This is a genomic window from Stutzerimonas chloritidismutans, from assembly GCF_020783375.1.
Taxonomy (GTDB): domain Bacteria; phylum Pseudomonadota; class Gammaproteobacteria; order Pseudomonadales; family Pseudomonadaceae; genus Stutzerimonas; species Stutzerimonas kunmingensis.
The window spans coordinates 469,978-489,373 of the sequence record NZ_CP086067.1 but is presented as its reverse complement, the minus strand read 5'-3'; the positions used below and the strand labels follow the sequence as shown (position 1 = coordinate 489,373).

The 19,396-nt window shown below is 62.9% G+C and carries 13 protein-coding genes; 3 read left to right on the top strand and 10 right to left on the bottom strand.

Annotated elements, in window-relative coordinates; genetic code table 11:
* Positions 1–131: 131 nt before the first annotated feature.
* The 9 genes from LLJ08_RS02205 to glnE all read right to left on the bottom strand — a co-directional run bounded on the left by LLJ08_RS02205 (position 132) and on the right by glnE (position 11,030).
* Positions 132–1,556: a lipopolysaccharide kinase InaA family protein gene (locus LLJ08_RS02205; protein WP_228208101.1), complete on the bottom strand. Its 1,425-nt coding sequence runs from the start codon at positions 1,554–1,556 to the stop codon at positions 132–134.
* Positions 1,553–2,299, bottom strand: coding sequence for a lipopolysaccharide kinase InaA family protein (locus LLJ08_RS02200; RefSeq protein WP_228208100.1), 747 nt, complete (start codon positions 2,297–2,299; stop codon positions 1,553–1,555). Before LLJ08_RS02200 ends, LLJ08_RS02205 begins: the two co-directional genes overlap by 4 nt.
* Positions 2,296–3,030 (bottom strand): lipopolysaccharide kinase InaA family protein, encoded by a 735-nt coding sequence (locus LLJ08_RS02195; RefSeq protein ID WP_228208099.1) that lies wholly within the window; start codon positions 3,028–3,030, stop codon positions 2,296–2,298. Before LLJ08_RS02195 ends, LLJ08_RS02200 begins: the two co-directional genes overlap by 4 nt.
* Positions 3,030–3,836, bottom strand: a complete 807-nt coding sequence (gene rfaP / locus LLJ08_RS02190; protein WP_228208098.1) for a lipopolysaccharide core heptose(I) kinase RfaP — start codon at positions 3,834–3,836, stop codon at positions 3,030–3,032. Before rfaP ends, LLJ08_RS02195 begins: the two co-directional genes overlap by 1 nt.
* A 43-nt stretch (positions 3,837–3,879) precedes the next feature.
* Positions 3,880–5,001, bottom strand: a complete 1,122-nt coding sequence (locus LLJ08_RS02185; RefSeq protein ID WP_023445092.1) for a glycosyltransferase family 4 protein — start codon at positions 4,999–5,001, stop codon at positions 3,880–3,882.
* A complete protein-coding gene (gene waaC, locus LLJ08_RS02180) occupies positions 5,001–6,002 on the bottom strand; it encodes a lipopolysaccharide heptosyltransferase I (protein ID WP_125897671.1) in 1,002 nt (333 codons plus the stop codon). The genes LLJ08_RS02185 and waaC overlap by 1 nt, the downstream gene beginning before the upstream one ends.
* Positions 6,003–7,037 (bottom strand): lipopolysaccharide heptosyltransferase II, encoded by a 1,035-nt coding sequence (gene waaF / locus LLJ08_RS02175; protein WP_125875807.1) that lies wholly within the window; start codon positions 7,035–7,037, stop codon positions 6,003–6,005.
* A 74-nt stretch (positions 7,038–7,111) separates the two neighbouring features.
* On the bottom strand, positions 7,112–8,035 hold the full coding sequence (gene ilvE, locus LLJ08_RS02170; protein WP_228208097.1) for a branched-chain-amino-acid transaminase: 924 nt from the start codon (positions 8,033–8,035) through the stop codon (positions 7,112–7,114).
* Between the two features lie 49 nt (positions 8,036–8,084).
* Positions 8,085–11,030 (bottom strand): bifunctional [glutamate--ammonia ligase]-adenylyl-L-tyrosine phosphorylase/[glutamate--ammonia-ligase] adenylyltransferase, encoded by a 2,946-nt coding sequence (gene glnE / locus LLJ08_RS02165; protein ID WP_228208096.1) that lies wholly within the window; start codon positions 11,028–11,030, stop codon positions 8,085–8,087.
* 266 nt (positions 11,031–11,296) lie between these two features.
* Between glnE and aceE the strand changes: the two genes are divergently transcribed.
* On the top strand, positions 11,297–13,942 hold the full coding sequence (gene aceE, locus LLJ08_RS02160; protein WP_228208095.1) for a pyruvate dehydrogenase (acetyl-transferring), homodimeric type: 2,646 nt from the start codon (positions 11,297–11,299) through the stop codon (positions 13,940–13,942).
* 27 nt (positions 13,943–13,969) lie between these two features.
* The gene (aceF, locus tag LLJ08_RS02155; RefSeq protein WP_228208094.1) at positions 13,970–15,976 is read left to right on the top strand and encodes a dihydrolipoyllysine-residue acetyltransferase; all 2,007 of its coding nucleotides are present in this window, start codon (positions 13,970–13,972) and stop codon (positions 15,974–15,976) included.
* Positions 15,977–16,063: 87 nt separating this feature from the next.
* Here aceF and LLJ08_RS02150 read toward each other — a convergent pair whose 3' ends face one another.
* Positions 16,064–16,552 carry a hypothetical protein gene (locus LLJ08_RS02150; RefSeq protein WP_014818874.1) on the bottom strand — a complete coding sequence of 163 codons (489 nt, stop codon included), beginning with the start codon at positions 16,550–16,552 and terminating at the stop codon, positions 16,064–16,066.
* 149 nt (positions 16,553–16,701) lie between these two features.
* Between LLJ08_RS02150 and LLJ08_RS02145 the strand changes: the two genes are divergently transcribed.
* Positions 16,702–19,374 carry a bifunctional diguanylate cyclase/phosphodiesterase gene (locus tag LLJ08_RS02145; protein WP_228208093.1) on the top strand — a complete coding sequence of 891 codons (2,673 nt, stop codon included), beginning with the start codon at positions 16,702–16,704 and terminating at the stop codon, positions 19,372–19,374.
* The last annotated feature ends 22 nt before the right edge of the window (positions 19,375–19,396 follow it).

Genomic DNA, 19,396 nt, shown 5'->3' with positions numbered 1-19,396 from the left:
GCTATCACGAACCAAATAAAGACGGCCCCAATGGGTGGCCGCATGCAAAGCGCGAATTATACCGGCTCGACCCGCCTCGAAGCATCAGGACGAACGGCGCATCGCCGAACGGCACGCACTGAATCGAGCCTTCACAGCCGGGGCAAACGCTCGTCGAGCAGACGATACAGTGCTGAATCAGACGGCCAATTGCGCAGTAGGCGCGCCCGATCCCGTGCATAGCCACGCGCAAAGGCAGCAGCACTGCTGTGCTGCTGTACCGCATCAAGATCGATCAGCGTCCAGCGACCGTTCTCCCAGAACAGGTTATGCCCCTTGAGATCACCGTGGCTGATGCGCTCGCCAATCAGCCTGGCAAAAAGCCTATCCAGCGCCTGGAGCTCCTCTTCGGGAGGCATGCTGTTCAGATACGGCTGCCAGCGGGCAATCAGGTCTTCTCCGGCAAGCAGCTCGGTAATCAGCCAGGCCTTGCCACGCAACCAAAACCAGCGCCGCTCCTTCACCGCGAGCAGCCGGGGCGTGGCGATACCCAGGAAGTCCAAACGATTGCCTTCGACCCAGCTGTGCCAGGCCCGGCTCGGACGCCAGAAACGCTTGAGCCAGTGCAGGAAGCTTTTAATGTTGTAGCGCTTGACCAACAGCGCCCGCCCATCCAGCTCGACCCGCGCCACCGTGGCCGTGCCGCCGCCCTTGTACAGCGTGCCTTGTGCCATGAAAGCATCAGGATCGGCGAGCAGCGACTGCAGATTTGCTTCTTCTTCGCGCCGCACCGCCTGGGCGCAGAAAGGCCCTATGCGCGCACTGAACAGGCTACAGTCGCGCGCGACCTTTTTCAGATAGTCGTTCAGCCGCCAGTTGCGCGTCTTGTGCATCTCTTTGAGCAAGGCTTCCAGCGGCAGTGCATGCTCGCTGTTGGCGAGCAGATAATGCACCAGCAGCTCTTCGATGAAAGGCTCCAGCTCAGCAGGTAACTGGGCGAAGAACACCCCGAGATTCTCCACCACCCGGTCGCGCGACAGTGGGCGGCCCGGCGTCTCACTCCTGACTCCGCCGCCATCGACGACGAACAGCTGTTCGCTTGTGCGTAACAGATTATCGAGGTGCAGATCGTCCTGCCAAAGCCCGCACGCATGCATCTGCGCTATCAGTTCAAGTGCTTCCCCGAGCACGCTTCGCTGGGCGTCCGAAAGCACCTGCTGACCGGCAACGGAGCGCCAGGCATCCCAGAGGCTTTCAGCTTCGTCGAGCCAGTCGAACAGCAACCACCCACCTTCGCCGTCCTCCCAGCCCTCAGCCACCAGCGCCGGAGTCGGCAACCCCTGGGCAGCCAGCAGGCCGGCACCGTCGCGCTCACGCTGATAATGCCGGCCTGCCTTGGAGCCAACCAGCAACTTGGCCAGCACCTTGCGCCCGTTCCATACGGCCCGACCGACATAACGCTGCCCCGGCAACACGCGCAGCCAGCAGGTGATATCAAGCACGCCGGAATCGGGTAGTGCCAGTCGTATCGGCAAGGCCGGCATTCGCCCGGCGGAGGCCAGAGCAGACAGATTCATCCGCGTGCTTCCTTGTTCTTGCGGCGCTGAACAAGTCGCTGGAACCAGGATTCGACAGCTCGCTGATCATCCAGATAGGCGGCCAGCAAGCCCCGCACACCCTCCTCCCCCATACAGCGCGCACGACGGACCAGCGGCTCCAGATCCTTGATCCGATCCCGCCGCCCCAACAGAAGGGGACGGGTCTTTTCCAGGTCGATCAGGCAAGCCTGCCAGCGACCGTCCAGCTCACGCAGGAAAACATGCTTGGGATAGAAGCAACCGTGTACCTGCCCGGCCTGATGAAGGTCGCGAGCCAGTTCGCCGACAGCGCGAGTGATTGCCTGCCGGTGGGCCTCGCCCAGTTGCGGCCAGCGCTTCAACCAGTCATCCAGATCCTCCCAGCCATCCAGCGCCCGCGTCAGCAGAATCGCCCGCTGCTCGCCAGCGAGCCTGCGACAACCAAAAAAGCTTGCCCGCAGGGTCGGAATGCCCAGCTGTTGATAGCGTCGGATGTTGCGAAACTCGCGGGCGAATGTGGGCTCGCCAAGGGGATGCCGCAGACTGCGGGTCAGATGGTTGCTCTGGCGCTTAAGGTAATAAGCCGTCTCGCCCAGTTCCAGCCGGTAGACACTGCTCCAGCCTCCGCGCTCGGTATTGGGTTCGTCCACCGCTTCCAGCCGGAGCGCCCAGAGCGCATCAAAGCTGGCAAGGCCATTGCTTTCGAGCACTGCCCGATCATTCTCGGCAATGAAATCGTTCATTCTCGTCCCTGAAAGTAATGCACGATCTGGCGGATGCGCGGCTTGTCGTTCGCCGTCAGCCGTTCGCGCTGGGCGTACCGCAGATAGAAACGCAGACGCTGGGTCTGACTCAGATGATATTTCGCAACCTTGTCCAGACAGGCCAGGTCCTTGACGATGCGATGCTGCAGGAACGGCCCGCGCCAGAACGAGCCGGTCGGACAATCGATCAGGTACAGGCGACGCTGCGGATCGACCAACAGATTGCGCCATTTGAGATCGTTATGGGCAAAGCGGTGTTCGTGCATGGTGCGTGTCGAGTGCGCCGCCTGTTGACTGACTTCCCGTACCCAGCGCGGATCCTTGAGGCGAGCGTCATGGTTTTTTGCGAGCAAGGCCAGGTCTTCGGTCTGCTCCAGCTCGCGCGTAATAAGCGCCCCACGCAGGAACAGACCAGCGCGACGCTCCAGACCGTACGCCACGATTGGCGCTGTCGGTATGCCCCAGCGGTGAAACAGCTTGAGGTTCTGCCATTCAGCCTTGACCCGTGGCCGACCGATAAAACGTCGCAGGCCCTTGCCGGCACCCCAGTAGCGTTTGACGTAATAGCGCACGCCGTTGCGCTCGATGCGAATCACTTCCGACAGCGGGTCAGAGGTCAGCCGCTCCCCCTGCAGGGCAAAGACGGCATCCAGACTGGCAAAGTCATCGGCAAGCACGGTGTAGGCCGGCAGCAGAGTCCAGCACGCCATCAGAGTACATCCCCATAACGCTGCTTGCGTCTGTATAGCCGTTCCGCCTTGCCTTCCAGCCAGCTCAGCAAGGTCGCTTCGTCACGCAGAATCTCGCGCAGTGGTCGCTGGAAGTATTCGCGAAGAAAGCGCAGCTTGTCGCCGCGGGTCAGGCCGATCTCGATTGCCGAGAAGTACAGCCCCGCCAAGTCCTTGTTGCGCCAGCGGGGGGGCGTGGTGGCGCGGACCTGTGCACGGTGCAGATCGATCAGCGACAGGCGGAAATCGCTTGCCGTCACCGGTTTGTTGGTATGCAGCAGAAAGTGGCAGATGTAGAAGTCGCGATGATTGACGCCGGCGCGATGCATGGTGCCAGCCATGCGGGCGACTTCGGCGATAAGGGCGCGCTTGAGCGACGGTGCGGGTGGCTGTTCCAGCCAGTCGGCCGTGAAGTCCTCGAGGCTGACGGTCGGGGCCAGTTCTTCGGTGATGATGAACGAATGCTGGCTGGCCGGATTGGCTCCGCGTTCGCCGTAAGCCACCGCGGTCATGGTCGGCACACCCACTTCGTGCAACCGCTGGATCGCTCGCCATTCCTGGCCCGCACCAAGGACGGGCGCCTTTGCCGTAAGCAGGTTCTTGGCGATTTCCGCCCAACCGATACCACGGTGGATCTTGACGAAGTAACCCTGCCCGTCGACTTCGGTACGCAGCGTGCGTCGCCCCTCCAGCTCGCGGTACACCTGCCCGTCGAGACGCTCGACTTCGACGAACGGGTCCTCGCCGTGCCAGAGGCTTTTGAACGGCTCCAATAGCATCAGGCGCATGGAGCCTCCGCCAATCGGCAGGGCGCTGACCGAGCTGTAGCGCTCATGCGCTTGCCCCGAGAATCACGTCTGCCGCCTTCTGCGGCATCGAATAAAGGTCCGCCGTGCCGGCGAACGTCAGCGCATTGCGACTCCAGACCGCGCGTTGCTGATCATCGGCCAGCATCTGCGCCAGCATCTGGTCGAGCACCTGCTGCTCGAAGGGGCTGGGTACCACGCGACCGCAGTCGGCGTCGGTAATGTAGTGCGCATAGCCACATACATCGGTGACCAGCACCGGCAGCCCGGCGACCAGCGCTTCCAGCAGTACGGTACCGGTGTTCTCGTTGTAGGCTGGATGGATCAGCAGATCGGCGCCCAGCAGGAACCGCGGTATATCGCTGCGCCCCTTGAGGAATTCGACCATGCCGGAAACGCCCAGCGTCTTGGCCTGCAGCTTGAACGGCTTGGGATCGTCCTGGCCGATCACCAGCAGCCGGGTGCGCTGACTCAGTTCGCGCGGCAATGCGGCAAGCGCCTTGAGGCTGCGGTCCAGACCCTTGGTCTTGAAACCGGAACCGATCTGTACCAGCAGCAACTCCTCGGGCCGCACCTCGAATTCCTCGCGAAACTCGGCACGGATCTGCGCGGCATTGGCCGGCGCGCGGCGATCCTGGGCGATGCCCGGCGGCAACAGGTGAAAGCGTTCGGCGGGCGTGCCGTAGTGTTTGACGAACAGCGGCTGCTGCACCTCGGAGATCATCAGGATTTCGGTCTTCGCCTCGGGCGCAAACACCGCGCGCTCGTACTCGGCGAAGTGCTTGTAGCGACCCCAGCGGCGGTAGATAGGATTGCGCAGGGTCTGCGCCTTGTCCTCGAAGCAGGGGTCGGCGGCGTAATACACGTCGAGTCCCGGCATCTTGTTAAAGCCGATCACCCGGTCCACCGGCCGCCGCGCCAGATCGGCCTCGACCCAGGCAGTGAAACGCTCGTTGCGGGTGTGATTGAACAGCGCCTTGACCGGCGCGATCAGCACCTCGAAGCCCTCGGGCACATCACCTTCCCAGATCATCGCGTAGACGCGGATCGCGTGGCCGCGACGCTGGCATTCGAGGGCAATGCGCATGAAGTCGCGCTGCAGCCCGCCGAAGGGAAAATACTTGTAGAGAATGAAGGCCAGTTGCATCAGACGGACTCCGGGGCCCGCAGCAGGGCTTTCAGTTCGGTGACGACGCGCTCAGGGCGCAGATCGTCGAAACAGGGCTTGTGCCGATCACCGCGACCGGCGTTCGGCCCGCCGGCGCACAGGTGCACCTGCGAGCGCCCATAGGCCCCGACCCGCCCGGGCAGGGTCGGACCATAAAGCGAAATGCTCGGCACATCCAGCGCCGCGGCCAGATGGCCGAGGCCGGTATCCACTGCGACGCAAGCCCGCGCACCAGCGATGACCCGTGCAACGCCGGCCAGATTCAGCTTGGGCAGCACCGCTGCGTTGGCCACGCCGCTGACGATACGCTCGGCGCGCGCCTTCTCTTCGGCATTGCCCCACGGCAGGCGGATCGCCCAGCCGAAATCGCTCATGCGTTCGGCCAGTTCGCGCCAGTAGGTTTCCGGCCAGTGCTTGCTAGGCCAAGTGGTGCCGTGCAGAAACAGCAGATACGGCTGATCGCTGGGCGCGGCCATCTGCTCGCGATTCAGGCCGTAGTCGGCAACATCCTGCGGCAGCGGGTAACCGAGCGCCTGAGCGAACAGCTGACGCACCCGCTCCAGCGCATGCTGCTCACGCGGCACGGCATAGCACCGATCATAGAAGCGTGTCGCCAGCGGCTCGCGGGCCGAATCGTGGTCCAACCCGGCGACCGGCGCCTTGACGTAGCGGGTCAGCCAGGCGCTCTTGAGCAAGCCCTGGGCATCAATCACCAGGTCATAACGACTTTCGCGCAGGCGCGCCTTGAAGCGTCGCCACTCGCCGCTGCGTAGGGTATTGATCGGATGTTTGCGCCAGCGACGAATCGCCACCGGAATCACCTGCGCCACCGCTGGATGCCAGGCCGGGATCTCGGCGAAGCTCTCCTCCACGACCCAGTCGAACTGGATGCCAGGCAGCGCCCGCTGCGCATCGGTCAGCGCCGGCAGGGTATGCACGACATCGCCCAACGACGAGGTCTTGACCAGCAGGACCTTCAATCAGCGCACCTCAACTGACTGCGGGGCCAGGCGATCCAGCGCCTCGATCACCGCGCGCGGCTTCAGCTCGCGCATGCAGTTGTTGTGGCCGAAGCGGCAGGTGCGTTCAAAACAGGGGCTGCAGTCGAGACCCAGCCGCACAACCTCGACCTGCTCGGAAAGCGGCGGGGTGAAGGCCGGTGACGTCGAGCCATAGACTGCAGCCAGAGGCCGGCCCAGCGCGGCTGACACGTGCATCAGCCCGGAGTCGTTGGACACCACTGCGTCAGCGCAGGAGAGCAGATCGATAGCCTCGGCCAGGCTGGTCTCGCCGGCCAGGTTCACCGCCTCTTCGCGCAACCCAGGAATCAATCGAGCGAGGATTTCCTCGCCCACCGGGTGGTCGTTTTTCGAGCCGAACAGCCAGACTTGCCAGCCCTCGCGAATCTTCAGCTCGGCGACTTTGGCGAAGTGCTCGGCCGGCCAGCGCTTGGACTCGCCAAATTCGGCACCTGGACAGAGCGCCAGTACCGGACGATCCAGGCTCAGGCCGAAACGTGCCAGTGCCACATCGCGAGTCACGGGATCGATACGCAGCGAAGGGTTCGGATACGGTCTGGGCAACTCGGCGCCCGGCTCGAACGCCAGCGCCATGAAGCGTTCGATCATCAGCGGATAGCGTTGTTTGTCGAGCTTGCGCATGTCGTTGAGCAGGCCGAAGCGCATTTCGCCGCGCCAGCCGGTGCGCTTGGGAATACCGGCGAAGAACGGCACCAGCGCCGACTTCAACGAATTGGGCAAGAGGATCGCCTGCTCATACTGACCACGCAGACTCTGCGCCACCTTGCGCCGGGTCGCCATGTCGAGCACACCATGCCCTACCGGAAAGCTCAGCGCCTGACGCACCTCGGGCATGCGCTCGAGAATCGGCCGGCTCCACTCGGGCGCCAGCACGTCGATCTGGCAGTCGGGATGGCGCTGTTTCAGGCAGACGAACAACGTCTGCGCCATCACCATGTCGCCAACCCAGCTGGGTCCCACAATCAGAATATTCATAAGGGCAGCTTCAAGCCACGAGCCTCAAGCTGCAAGCGGCAAACCATCGGCCGCGTGCAGCTTGGCGCCTGCGCTTACTTGACCAGTGTCCGCCATTCGGCATGAGCAGCGGTCTTGCCGGAGACCAGATCGAAGTAGGCCTTCTGCAACTTTTCGGTCACTGGGCCACGACGACCGATGCCGATGGCGCGGCCATCGACTTCGCGAATCGGCGTCACCTCTGCGGCAGTTCCGGTGAAGAAGGCTTCGTCGGCGATATAGACCTCGTCGCGGGTGATGCGCTTCTCGACCACCTTCAGGCCGTGCTCGCCGGCCAGGGTCAGCACGGTGCCACGAGTGATGCCATTCAGGCAGGCGGTCACTTCCGGGGTGTAGATCACGCCATCCTTGATGATGAAGATGTTCTCGCCCGAACCTTCGGCCACGTAGCCTTCAGGATCCAGCATCAACGCTTCGTCAGCGCCACCGGAAATGGCTTCCTGCAGGGCCAGCATCGAGTTGATGTAGGCACCGTTGGACTTGGCGCGGGTCATGGTGATGTTGACGTGGTGACGGGTGAAGGAGCTGGTGCGCACCTTGATGCCCAGTTCCAGCGCTTCGTCGCCCATGTAGGCGCCCCAGTGCCAGGCGGCGACGATCACGTGCACTTTCAGGCCGCTGGCGCGCAGGCCCATGCCTTCGCTTCCGTAGAACACCATCGGGCGGATGTAGGCGCTTTCCAGGTTGTTCTCGCGCACGGCGGCGCGGGTCGCTTCGTTGATCTCTTCCTTCGAGTACGGCATCGGCATGTTCATGATGTGTGCCGAATCGAACAGGCGGTCAGTGTGCGCCTGCAGGCGGAAGATCGCCGTGCCGTCCGGGGTGTTGTAGGCGCGTACGCCTTCGAATACGCCCATGCCGTAGTGCAGGGTATGGGTCAGCACATGGGTGGTCGCATCACGCCACTGCACCAGTTCGCCGTCATACCAGATGACGCCATCACGATCGGCCATCGACATCGTTGCCAGCTCCTCAGAATTCGAATTTGCCAGTAGCCCGACGAGGGGCTCAGCTTAGGCCCAACTCACGCCAGATACGCATGACAGCGCGGCGCTCGTCGTGGAATTGATCCCCACTCACCACTCCGGGCTGCTTCTGCAGTGATTGCCGGTGCGCTGCGGCGCGGTAGGCCTTGTAGGCATCCTGCAGCAGCCGAACCTCATCGCCGGTCATCAACCCGGCCTGCTCCAACCCATCGAGAATGCGGATGTTATCGGTATAGCGCAGCAGTTCGGGATGCTGGTGCGACCACGCCAAAGCCGCGTATTGCACCATAAATTCGATATCCACGATACCACCGGCGTCCTGCTTGAGATTGAACTCGGCCGCGCCGCCGAAGGCTTGCTCGGCAGTCCCCGCATGTGTCGCGCGAGTCCCGAGGTTGTCGCGCATCTTCGCGCGCATGTCGCTGACTTCGCGACGCAGCGCATCCAGATCACGCTCACGACCGAGCACACCGGCGCGCACCCGCTCGAAGTCGGCGGTCAACTGCGGACAGCCAACCAGCACCCGCGCACGCACCAGCGCCTGGTGCTCCCAGGTCCAGGCTTCCTGGCCCTGGTAGCGCTCGAAGGCGCCGAGGGAGCTGACCAGCAGCCCGGAAGCGCCGGACGGACGCAGGCGCATGTCCACCTCGTACAGCTGGCCGGAGGTGGTCTGGGTGGTCAGCAGATGAATGATGCGCTGACCGAGACGGGTAAAGAACTGCGCGGTGTCGATGGGCTTGGCGCCATTGGTCTCGGCGGCAGGGTCGCCGTCATGGATGAACACCAGGTCCAGGTCGGAACCGTGACCGAGCTCGATCCCGCCGACCTTGCCGTAACCGACGATGACGAAGGCCGGATCGCACAGCTTGCCGTCGCTGCGCTGCGGCTGACCATGACGTGCGACAGTGTGGCGCCAGGCCAGGGTCAGCACTTCCTGCAGAATGGCCTCCGCCAGCCAGGTCAGGTAGTCGCTGACCTTCATCAACGGCAGCGTCCCGGCGATCTCCGAGGCTGCGACGCGCAGGCGATGCGCCAGCTTGAAATGACGCAGCGCCTCCATCTGCTGCTCGAGGTCATCCTCGGGAATACGCATCAGCCGCTCACGCAACTCGGCAGCCAGCTCCGGCGCCAGCGGTGGGCTGTACAGCCGCCCGGCATTGAGCAATTCGTCGAGCAGCAACGGGAACCGCGCGATCTGCTCGGCGACCCACGGGCTGGCCGCGCAGAGTTCGAGCAAGCGCTGCAGCGCGCCGGGATTTTCGGTCAGCAATACGAGATAGGCCGAACGCCGGGCCACCGCCTCGACCAATGGCAGCACGCGCTCGAGCACCAGATCCGGGTCGTCCTGCTCGACAGCCTGCGCCAGCAAACGAGGAATGAAGGCATCCAGACGCTCGCGGCCGAGACGCTGCATGGTCCTGACCTGACTGGCATTGCGCAGCGCGGCAAGGCGCTGACAGGCAACCTGGCCATCACGGAACCCGGCTTCGGACAGCTGTCGACAGGCGAACTCTTCGTCCCAGTCCTGCTCCCACAGCGGCAACCACTCGCCGCCGACCAGCGCCTCGCCTTCGGCATTCTCGTCCTCGTCCGGGTCGGCGATAACCTGGTGAAAATGCCAGTCGATACGCCCACGCCAGTGCAACAGCTGCTCGTGGAAGGCCTGCCAGCTGTCGAAACCGAGCATGAAGGCGACCCGCGCGCAGTCGACCTCAGTCTCCGGCAGCATCTGCGTCTGGCGATCAGCGATGGCCTGCAGCGCATGCTCGGTATAGCGCAGAAACTCATAGCCTTCGCGCAGCTCCTTCACCGCCGCACCCGGCAGATAGCCCTGACCTTCCAGGGTAGCCAGCACCTTGAGCAACGGCCGCTGCTGCAGGCTGAGATCGCGCCCGCCGTGAATCAGCTGAAACGCCTGGGCGATGAACTCCACCTCGCGGATGCCACCGGCACCCAGCTTGATATTCGAAGCCATGCCCTTGCGCCGCACTTCCTGCTGGATCAGCTGCTTCATGGTGCGCAGCGCTTCGATGGCGGAGAAATCAAGGTAGCGCCGATAGACGAACGGCCGCAGCATTTCCAGCAGCTCCTTGCCGGCCTGCTGGTCGCCACCGATGACACGCGCCTTGATCATCGCGTAGCGCTCCCAGTCACGCCCCTGGTCCTGGTAGTACTGTTCCAGCGCGTTGAAGCTGTAGACCAGCGGACCGGACGAACCGTACGGGCGTAGGCGCATATCGACGCGGAAGACGAAGCCATCGACGGTGATGGCGTCCAGCGACTTGATCAGCCGCTGACCGAGCCGGACGAAGAACTCCTGATTGTCCAGCGAGCGCTTGGCACCCACGGTTTCGCCCCCCTCGGGGTACCCGAAGATCAGGTCGATGTCCGAGGACAGATTCAGCTCATGGGCGCCCAGCTTGCCCATGCCAAGGATGACCATGTGTTGCGGGTTGCCGCTGCGACGCCCGGTGGGTACGCCGAACTGCTCGCAATGGCGTGTGTACAGCCAGTGATACGCCAGATCGACCGACGCATCGGCGAGATCGGAAAGGTCGCGACAGGTTTCGGCAAGGTCGGCCTGACGGGTCAGGTCGCGCCAGATGATCCGCACCTGCTGGCGGGTCCGGAAGCGGCGCAAGGTCAGCGCCAGGGCATCCTCGCTGTCGCACGCGGCGACCTGCTCGCTCAGTGCGTCACGCATCTCGGCCGGCGCGAGCGATCTGTCCAGCCAGCCCAGCTCGGCCAGCTGCAGCAGCATCTGCGGATCTCGACTAACCTGTTCGCTGACGAAGTCGCTCGCCGCACAGACCCGGCCGAACGCCTCGCGCTGCTCCACCAGCCAGGCGCGGCAACGTGCCGCAATGGCATCCGACAGGCTGCCGGCAGCAGCGAGGAACGACTCTTCGGCACGACTGACAAAAGGCAGAAGCGAGGGCGGCAATGCAACCAGCGATGGCAGACTCATTGAGGTTTCCTTCACAGCAACACAGTGAAACCGCGCGATTCAGAGCCTCGCAGATGCCTTTCTCAGGAAAATGCCAGCGCCGCTGATCTGTAGTTTTACTACTAAAGAGTATTTCAGGGGGCTGATCCCGACGTCATTTTGTAGTAAAACTACAGACGCCCGGTCCTACCCCCGGCACTCGTCCAAGAACATTACACGCACCGGCCCACAAAGCCGGTCGCGAACAGGCAACCGATTCTGGAAGCCTTTCCGCCATGGAGCAAGCCATGCAAGATCTCGATCCCGTCGAAACCCAGGAATGGCTGGACGCCCTCGAGTCCGTCCTCGACCGCGAGGGTGAAGACCGCGCTCACTACCTGATGACCCGGATGGGTGAACTGGCCACACGTAGCGGCACCCCCCTGCCCTACGGCATCACCACGCCGTACCGCAATACCATCCCCGTCACCCGCGAAGCCAAGATGCCTGGCGACCTGTTCATGGAGCGCCGTATTCGCTCCCTGGTCCGCTGGAACGCACTGGCGATGGTGATGCGCGCCAACCTCAAGGATCCGGATCTGGGTGGGCACATCTCCACCTTCGCCTCCAGCGCGACCCTCTACGACATCGGTTTCAACTATTTCTTCCAGGCCCCAACGGAAGAGCACGGCGGCGACCTGATCTACTATCAGGGGCATGCCTCCCCTGGCATTTACGCCCGCGCCTTCCTCGAAGGCCGCCTGAGCGAAGACCAGATGCTCAACTTCCGCCAGGAAGTGGACGGACAGGGCCTGTCGAGCTACCCGCATCCGCACCTGATGCCGGACTTCTGGCAGTTCCCGACCGTGTCCATGGGTCTCGGCCCGATCACTGCGATCTACCAGGCACGCTTCATGAAGTACCTGGAAAACCGCGGCTTCATCCCGAAAGGCAAGCAGCGCGTCTGGTGCTTCATCGGTGACGGCGAGTGCGACGAGCCGGAAACCCTCGGCGCCATTTCCCTGGCCGGCCGTGAAAATCTCGACAACCTGGTGTTCGTCATCAACTGCAACCTGCAGCGTCTGGACGGTCCGGTACGCGGCAACAGCAAGATCATCCAGGAGCTGGAAGGCGTATTCAAAGGCGCCAACTGGAACGTCAACAAGGTCGTCTGGGGCCGCCTGTGGGACCCACTGTTCGCCGCCGACGAAGACGGCCGCATGCAGCGCCGCATGGACGAAGCCATCGACGGCGAATACCAGAACTACAAGGCCAAAGACGGCGCCTATGTGCGCAAGCATTTCTTCGGTGCCGACCCTGAGCTGCTCAAGCGTGTCGAGAGCATGTCCGACGAGGAAGTCTGGAAGCTCAACCGCGGCGGCCACGATCCGTACAAGGTCTATGCCGCTTACCACCAGGCGGTCAACCACAAGGGCCAGCCGACAGTCATCCTGGCCAAGACCATCAAGGGCTACGGCACCGGTGCCGGAGAGGCGAAGAACATCGCCCACAACACCAAGAAAGTCGATATCGACAGCCTGAAGAAATTCCGCGACCGCTTCGACATCCCGGTCAACGATTCGCAGCTCGAAGAACTGCCGTTCTACCGCCCGGCCGAAGACAGCGCCGAGATGCGCTACCTGCGCAAGTGCCGCGAGAAACTCGGTGGCTCGCTGCCGCAGCGCCGGCCGAAGAGCTTCAGCATCCCGACGCCGCCATTGGACACCCTCAAAGCCGTGCTCGACGGTTCCGGTGATCGCGAGATTTCCACCACCATGGCCTTCGGCCGGATTCTCTCGCAGCTGGTGAAGGACAAGGATCTCGGCAAGCGCATCGTGCCGATCCTCGCCGACGAGGCCCGCACCTTCGGCATGGAAGGCATGTTCCGTCAGCTGGGTATCTATTCCCCGGTGGGGCAGCTTTATGAGCCGGTCGACCGCGACCAGGTGATGTATTACCGCGAAGAAAAGGATGGTCAAATCCTGCAGGAAGGCCTGAACGAAGCGGGTGCCTTCTCCTCATTCATCGCGGCGGGTACCGCCTACAGCAACTACAACCAGCCGATGCTGCCGGTCTACATCTTCTATTCGATGTTCGGCTTCCAGCGGATCGGCGACCTGGCCTGGGCGGCCGGCGATGCCCAGACCCGCGGTTTCCTGCTCGGTGGCACCTCCGGACGCACCACCCTGAACGGCGAAGGCCTGCAGCACGAGGACGGCCATAGCCACATCCTCGCCAGCACCATCCCCAACTGCCGCAGCTATGACCCCACCTACGGTTACGAGCTGGCGGTGATCATGCATCACGGCATGCACGAGATGATGGAACTGCAGAAGAGCGTCTACTACTACATCACCGTGATGAACGAGAACTACCAGCAGCCGGCCATGCCGCAGGGTGTCGAGGACGGCATCATCAAGGGCATGTACCTGCTCGAGGAAGCCAGGGGCGACTTCAAGCACCGCGTACAGCTGCTGGGTTCCGGCACCATCCTGCGTGAAGTGCGTGCTGCGGTGGACATCCTCGCCAAGATGGGCGTCGGCGCCGACGTCTGGAGCGTAACCAGCTTCAACGAGCTGCGCCGCGATGGCCTGGCGGTCGACCGCTGGAACCGTCTGCACCCGACCGAGGAGCCGCGCAAGAGCTATGTCGAGCAGTGCCTGGAAGGCCGCGAAGGCCCGGTAGTGGCCTCGACCGACTACATGAAGCTGTTCGCCGATCAGATTCGTCAGTGGGTTCCGTCGCGCGAATACCAGGTGCTCGGCACTGACGGCTTCGGCCGCAGCGACTCGCGCGCCAAGCTGCGTGACTTCTTCGAAGTCGACCGCCGCTGGGTTGCCGTCGCGGCACTGCAGGCACTCGCCGATCGCGGCGCCATCGAACGCACCGTGGTGGCCAATGCCATCACCGAGTTCGGTATCGACCCCGAGAAGCGCAATCCGCTGGATTGCTGATGCTGCGTGCGCACAGGAGAACCTATTGTGAGTGAAACCATACGCGTACCCGACATCGGCAGCGGTGAGGGTGAAGTAATCGAGTTGTTCGTCAAGGTCGGCGACCGTATCGAAGCGGACCAGAGCATCCTGACGCTGGAGTCCGACAAGGCCAGCATGGAAATCCCGGCACCCAAGGCTGGCGTCGTGAAGGCCTTGAAGGTCAAGCTCGGCGACCGCCTGAAAGAAGGTGACGAGCTACTTGAGCTGGAAAGCGAAGAAGGAACTGACAGCGAAGCGCCGGCGCAAGCCGCGGCCGAGCCTGCCGCTGCCAGCACTGGCGGCCCGACTGATGAAGCCGAAGCACCTACGCCTCCGGGAGATGACAATCCTTCAGCCTCCGCCGAGGAAGGCGAGTCGCAGGAAATCAAGGTTCCGGACATCGGCTCCTCCGGCAAGGCCAGCGTGATCGAGATTTCGGTGAAGGCCGGCGATACCATCGCCGCCGAGCAACCGCTGATCACTCTCGAGTCCGACAAGGCCAGCATGGAGATCCCCTCTCCAGCCGCTGGCGTAGTCGAGAGCATTTCGGTCAAGGTGGGCGACGAAGTCGGTACCGGCGACCTGATCCTGATCCTCAAGGGTACCGCCTCGAGCAAGCCGGCAGCGGCCAGTGCTCCGGCCAGCCAGGCACAAGGCCCGGCCAAGGAGAAGCTGACCGAGCAGGCCGCAGAAGCACCGGCCGAAACTGCAGGCGAGTCCGTGGAGGAGGTTCGTATTCCGGACATCGGTTCCAGCGGCAGCGCCAAGGTCATCGAAGTCATGATCAAGGCCGGCGACAGCGTCGAGGCGGACCAGTCGCTGATCACCTTGGAATCCGACAAGGCCAGCATGGAAATTCCGGCGCCCAAGGCGGGCGTGGTGGAGTCGCTGTCGATCAAGGTGGGTGACGATGCCAAGACTGGCGACCTGATCCTGACCCTCAAGGTCCAGGGCTCGGCGCCAGCAAAAAAGAACGAGAGCAGGCCGCAGGAGGCCGTTTCCCAGCAGCAGGCCGTCGCACCGAACAAGCAGGGCGTACCGGAGGCGAAGGCCGCGGCGACGCCGGCTCCGGCCGTCAGCGGTCCGAGCAAGGCCGGCACCAAGGTTCACGCCGGGCCGGCGGTTCGCATGACCGCGCGCGAGTACGGCGTCGACCTGGCCGATGTTCCGGCCACCGGCCCCAAGGGCCGGATTCTCAAGGAAGATGTCCAGGCCTACGTCAAGAACATGCTGCACAAGGCCAAGCAGGCTCCGGCCGAAGGTGCCTCGGGCGGTGCCGGCATTCCGCCGATCCCGGCTGTGGACTTCAGCAAGTTCGGCGAAGTCGAAGAAGTCGCGATGTCGCGCCTGATGCAGATCGGCGCAGCCAACCTGCACCGCAGCTGGCTGAACGTACCGCACGTGACCCAGTTCGAATCGGCCGACATCACCGAACTGGAGGCTTTCCGCGTCTCCCAGAAGGCTGCCGCCGAGAAGGCCGGCGTCAAGCTCACCGTGCTGCCGTTGTTGCTCAAGGCGTGTGCGCACCTGCTCAAGGAGCTGCCGGACTTCAACAGCTCGCTGGCGCCAAGCGGCAAGGCACTGATCCGCAAGAAGTACGTGCACATCGGCTTCGCCGTGGATACGCCGGATGGCCTGATGGTCCCGGTGATCAAGAACGTGGATCAGAAGAGTTTGCTGCAGTTGGCTGGCGAAGCGGCCGAGCTGGCAGAGAAAGCGCGCAGCAAGAAGCTTTCGCCTGACGCCATGCAGGGTGCCTGCTTCACCATTTCCAGCCTTGGCCACATTGGCGGCACCGGCTTCACGCCGATCGTCAACGCGCCGGAAGTGGCGATTCTCGGGGTATCCAAGGCGACGATGCAGCCAGTCTGGGACGGCAAGGCATTCGAGCCGCGCCTGATGTTGCCGCTCTCGCTGTCCTACGATCACCGTGTGATCAACGGGGCTGCTGCCGCACGCTTCACCAAACGGCTTTCGGAGCTGCTGGCGGATATCCGCACCCTGCTGCTGTAACGGCTGAGCCAAACGAAAAACGCCGCATCCTCTGAAGAAGATGCGGCGTTTTCTATTGTGCAGGGATCACGCGCACCAACTGCTGCGTCAACCCTTCTGCAGATTACGAATCAGAAAAGACAGTGCCTTGGCCAGCTCTTCGGCACCCTGGGGGTCGCGCAGAATGACCAGCAAGGGCAGGCCGTCGATGGGGCTGCTGATCGAACAACTGAACCCTTGCGCAGGACACTGATATTGCAGATAGGGATCAAGCCCGAATACCGACAGACTGCGGTTGCGCACGGCAACACCGCCGCTGCTGCTGCGGACTTCCTCGCGTATGCGCAACTCTCCAGGAGTGGCCACGCTCAGCTCGTAGAGAAAGTCCTGCGGATTGGCCTGGCCAACCTGATAACCCGCTCGCAATGCGTAGGTATCGAGCAATCCGTTACTATGCGCGAGCAGCGCTTCGCGATCGCTGCTGGTGAGATAAAGCTTTTTCAATTCAGTGAGATAGCGAGCCGACTCATCCGAGCCGAACTCCACCACTTCACTCGCGATCAGAGGTGTTCCGATCACGCAGAGAACCGAGACCATCACTAACTTTGCAAGCCGACTTGTCAGTCCCTGTCGCATGATGCACCCTTGCCGAAATTAATATTATTTAGCCATCGTCCTTCGTTGGAACGGCGCCTGGAGCACAGGCCAGCCCGACTCCGTGGAGCATACTGGAAGCCAACCGCTCGATGAAAATACATACCGATGCCGCCAGCCGTCTGGCGACCGAGGTTGTGACGCAGTTGCCAGTGCCTTCACGGCTCGGCATGCTGCGTTTCGAGCGCTTGAACGAGTCCAGCTGGACACTGCTGTTTCTCGACCCCGCTTGCGAGCGTTATCTCGGTGTTTCCGCCGGCGACCTTTGCTCCCTGGTCGACGCCCCCTACGCCAGCCTGATGGAGCCCAGCGTCCGTCACCAGCTACACGAAGAGATTCAGCAACAGCTGACAGGCCGCAGCCACTATTCAGTCAGCTATCGACTGCACACGCCTGACGGCGTGCAAGACATCACCGAACTCGGCGAAGTTTGCCAGCAGTATGGTCGCGAGCTGCTCAGGGGCTATCTGATGCCCGGACGCCAGCCTGAATCGGATCAGGATCTCAGGGCGCAGAACGCCCGACTGCGCACGGCGCTGCAGCAACAGCAGCAAGCCCAGGACGAACACATCGAGCACATGCTGCGCTCGCGCACCCAGCAGAGCCTGATCGTCAGACTGGCTCGGCATCGCTACGGCTCCGCCAATCCGGAACTGGAAGCGGCACAGCTGATCACCCAGGCCGCCTGCGAAGTCTACGAGCTGAACCGCGCGACAATCTGGCATCTGGACGGCACGCGCCTGGAGCCAGTGTCGTGCTACCGACTCGACAGCGACCATTACGAAACGCCCTCAGCCCTGGAACTCGCACCCTTTCCCCGCTACTTGCAGGCGCTGCAGAGCGGTCGCGCCGTCGATGCGCAGGACGTGTCCCAGGATCACCGCACCTGCGAACTTGACCAGCTTATCTATCGCCCGCAGGGCGTTCGCTCGATCCTGGACGCCAGCATTCGAGTCGGTGGGGAGGTAATCGGCGTTCTCAGCCTGCAACACACAGGCAAACCGCGCGCATGGCAGGCCGACGAGATCGCCTTCGCCGGCGAGCTGGCCGATCAGTATGCGCAGGTGCTGGCCAATCAGCAGCGGCTCAGCGCAACCCATATGCTCGGCCTGTTCCAGCGCGCCGTGGAACAGAGCGCCAGCGCCTTCATCCTGGTCGACCGAGAAGGCCGGGTGGAATATGTGAATCCGGCATTCACCGTCATCAGCCAGTTTTCCTCAGCCGAGGTACGCGGTCAGCGTCTGGCCGATCTGAAGGCTCTGGAAAACCTCGGCGAGCTACTGTTCGACACCTCTTCGGTACTTGCCCACAGCAACAGCTGGCAGGGCGAGTTCCGCTCCCGGCGCAAGAACCTCGAGCCGTACTGGGGTCAGCTTTCCATCTCCAAGGTCTTCAATGAAGACGGCGCGCTGACCCACTACATCGGCATCTACGAGGACATCACCCGCAGCAAACTGGCACATCAGCATATCGAGCGTCTGGCCTATACCGACAATCTGACCAACCTGGGCAATCGCCCGTACTTCATTCGCAGCATCGAGGAGCGCTTTGCCGCCGGGGCCGAGCCCAGGCTCTGCCTGTTGCTGGTGGACATCGACAACTTCAAGCGCATCAACGACAGCCTCGGCCACCAGACCGGCGACAAGCTGCTCACCAGCCTTGCCCGGCGACTGCGCAACGGACTCAGCCAGCAGGCCGTACTGGCACGCTTTGCCAGCAACGAGTTCGCCCTGCTGTTCGATGACAAGGGACTGGACGAAGGCGTCCGCCTGGCAGACCAGGTGCTGCGCATCCTCGACAAGCCGCTATTCGTCGACAAGCAGCTGATCAGCGTCAGCGGGTCCCTGGGGCTGGCGTGCTCGCCCCAGCACGGGCGTGACCCGGAAACGCTGATGAAGCATGCCGGGCAAGCGCTGCACAAGGCCAAGGCGAACGGCAAGAACCAGGTGCAGATATTCACCGAAGCCCTGCATGCCGAAGCCAACTACAAGCTGTTCGTCGAGAACAACCTGCGCCGTGCGCTGCTGCAGAACGAGTTGGAGGTGTTCTACCAGCCCAAGCTATGCCTGCATACCGGCCGGCTGCAGGGGCTGGAAGCGCTGCTGCGCTGGAACCATCCGGAAAAGGGCATGATCCGCCCGGATCAGTTCATCAGCGTCGCGGAAGAAACCGGGCTGATCATCCCGATCGGCAAGTGGGTCGCGCGGGAAGCGTGCCGGATGGGCGTCACCCTTTCCGCGCTAGGCCTTGGCACGCCCCAGATCGCAATCAACCTTTCACCCAAGCAGTTCTCGGATCCGGATCTGCTTGGCACGATCGCCGCAATTCTGCTCGAAGAGCAACTTCCCGCCGCGCAGCTGGAGCTGGAGCTGACAGAAAGCCTCCTGCTCGAAGCCACCGAGGAAACCCGACAGCAGCTGATCGGCCTCAAGGCGCTCGGCCTGACGCTGGCCATGGACGACTTCGGCACGGGGTATTCCTCGCTGAGCTACCTTAAGAAATTCCCCATCGACGTGATCAAGATCGATCGCAGCTTTATCAAGGACATCCCAGGCAACCAGGACGACGTGGAGATCACCTCGGCAGTGATCGCCATGGCCCGCAAGCTGCACCTGAAGGTCGTCGCTGAAGGAATCGAAACACCGGAGCAGCTGAAATTCCTGCGTCGTCATCGCTGTGATATCGGTCAGGGCTACCTGTTCGACAAGCCGATCCCCGGCAACATCCTGACCGAGGCTCTGCGCCGCTACCCCCAATGGTGCTGAGCGCCAGCCGTTTGCGCAGAAC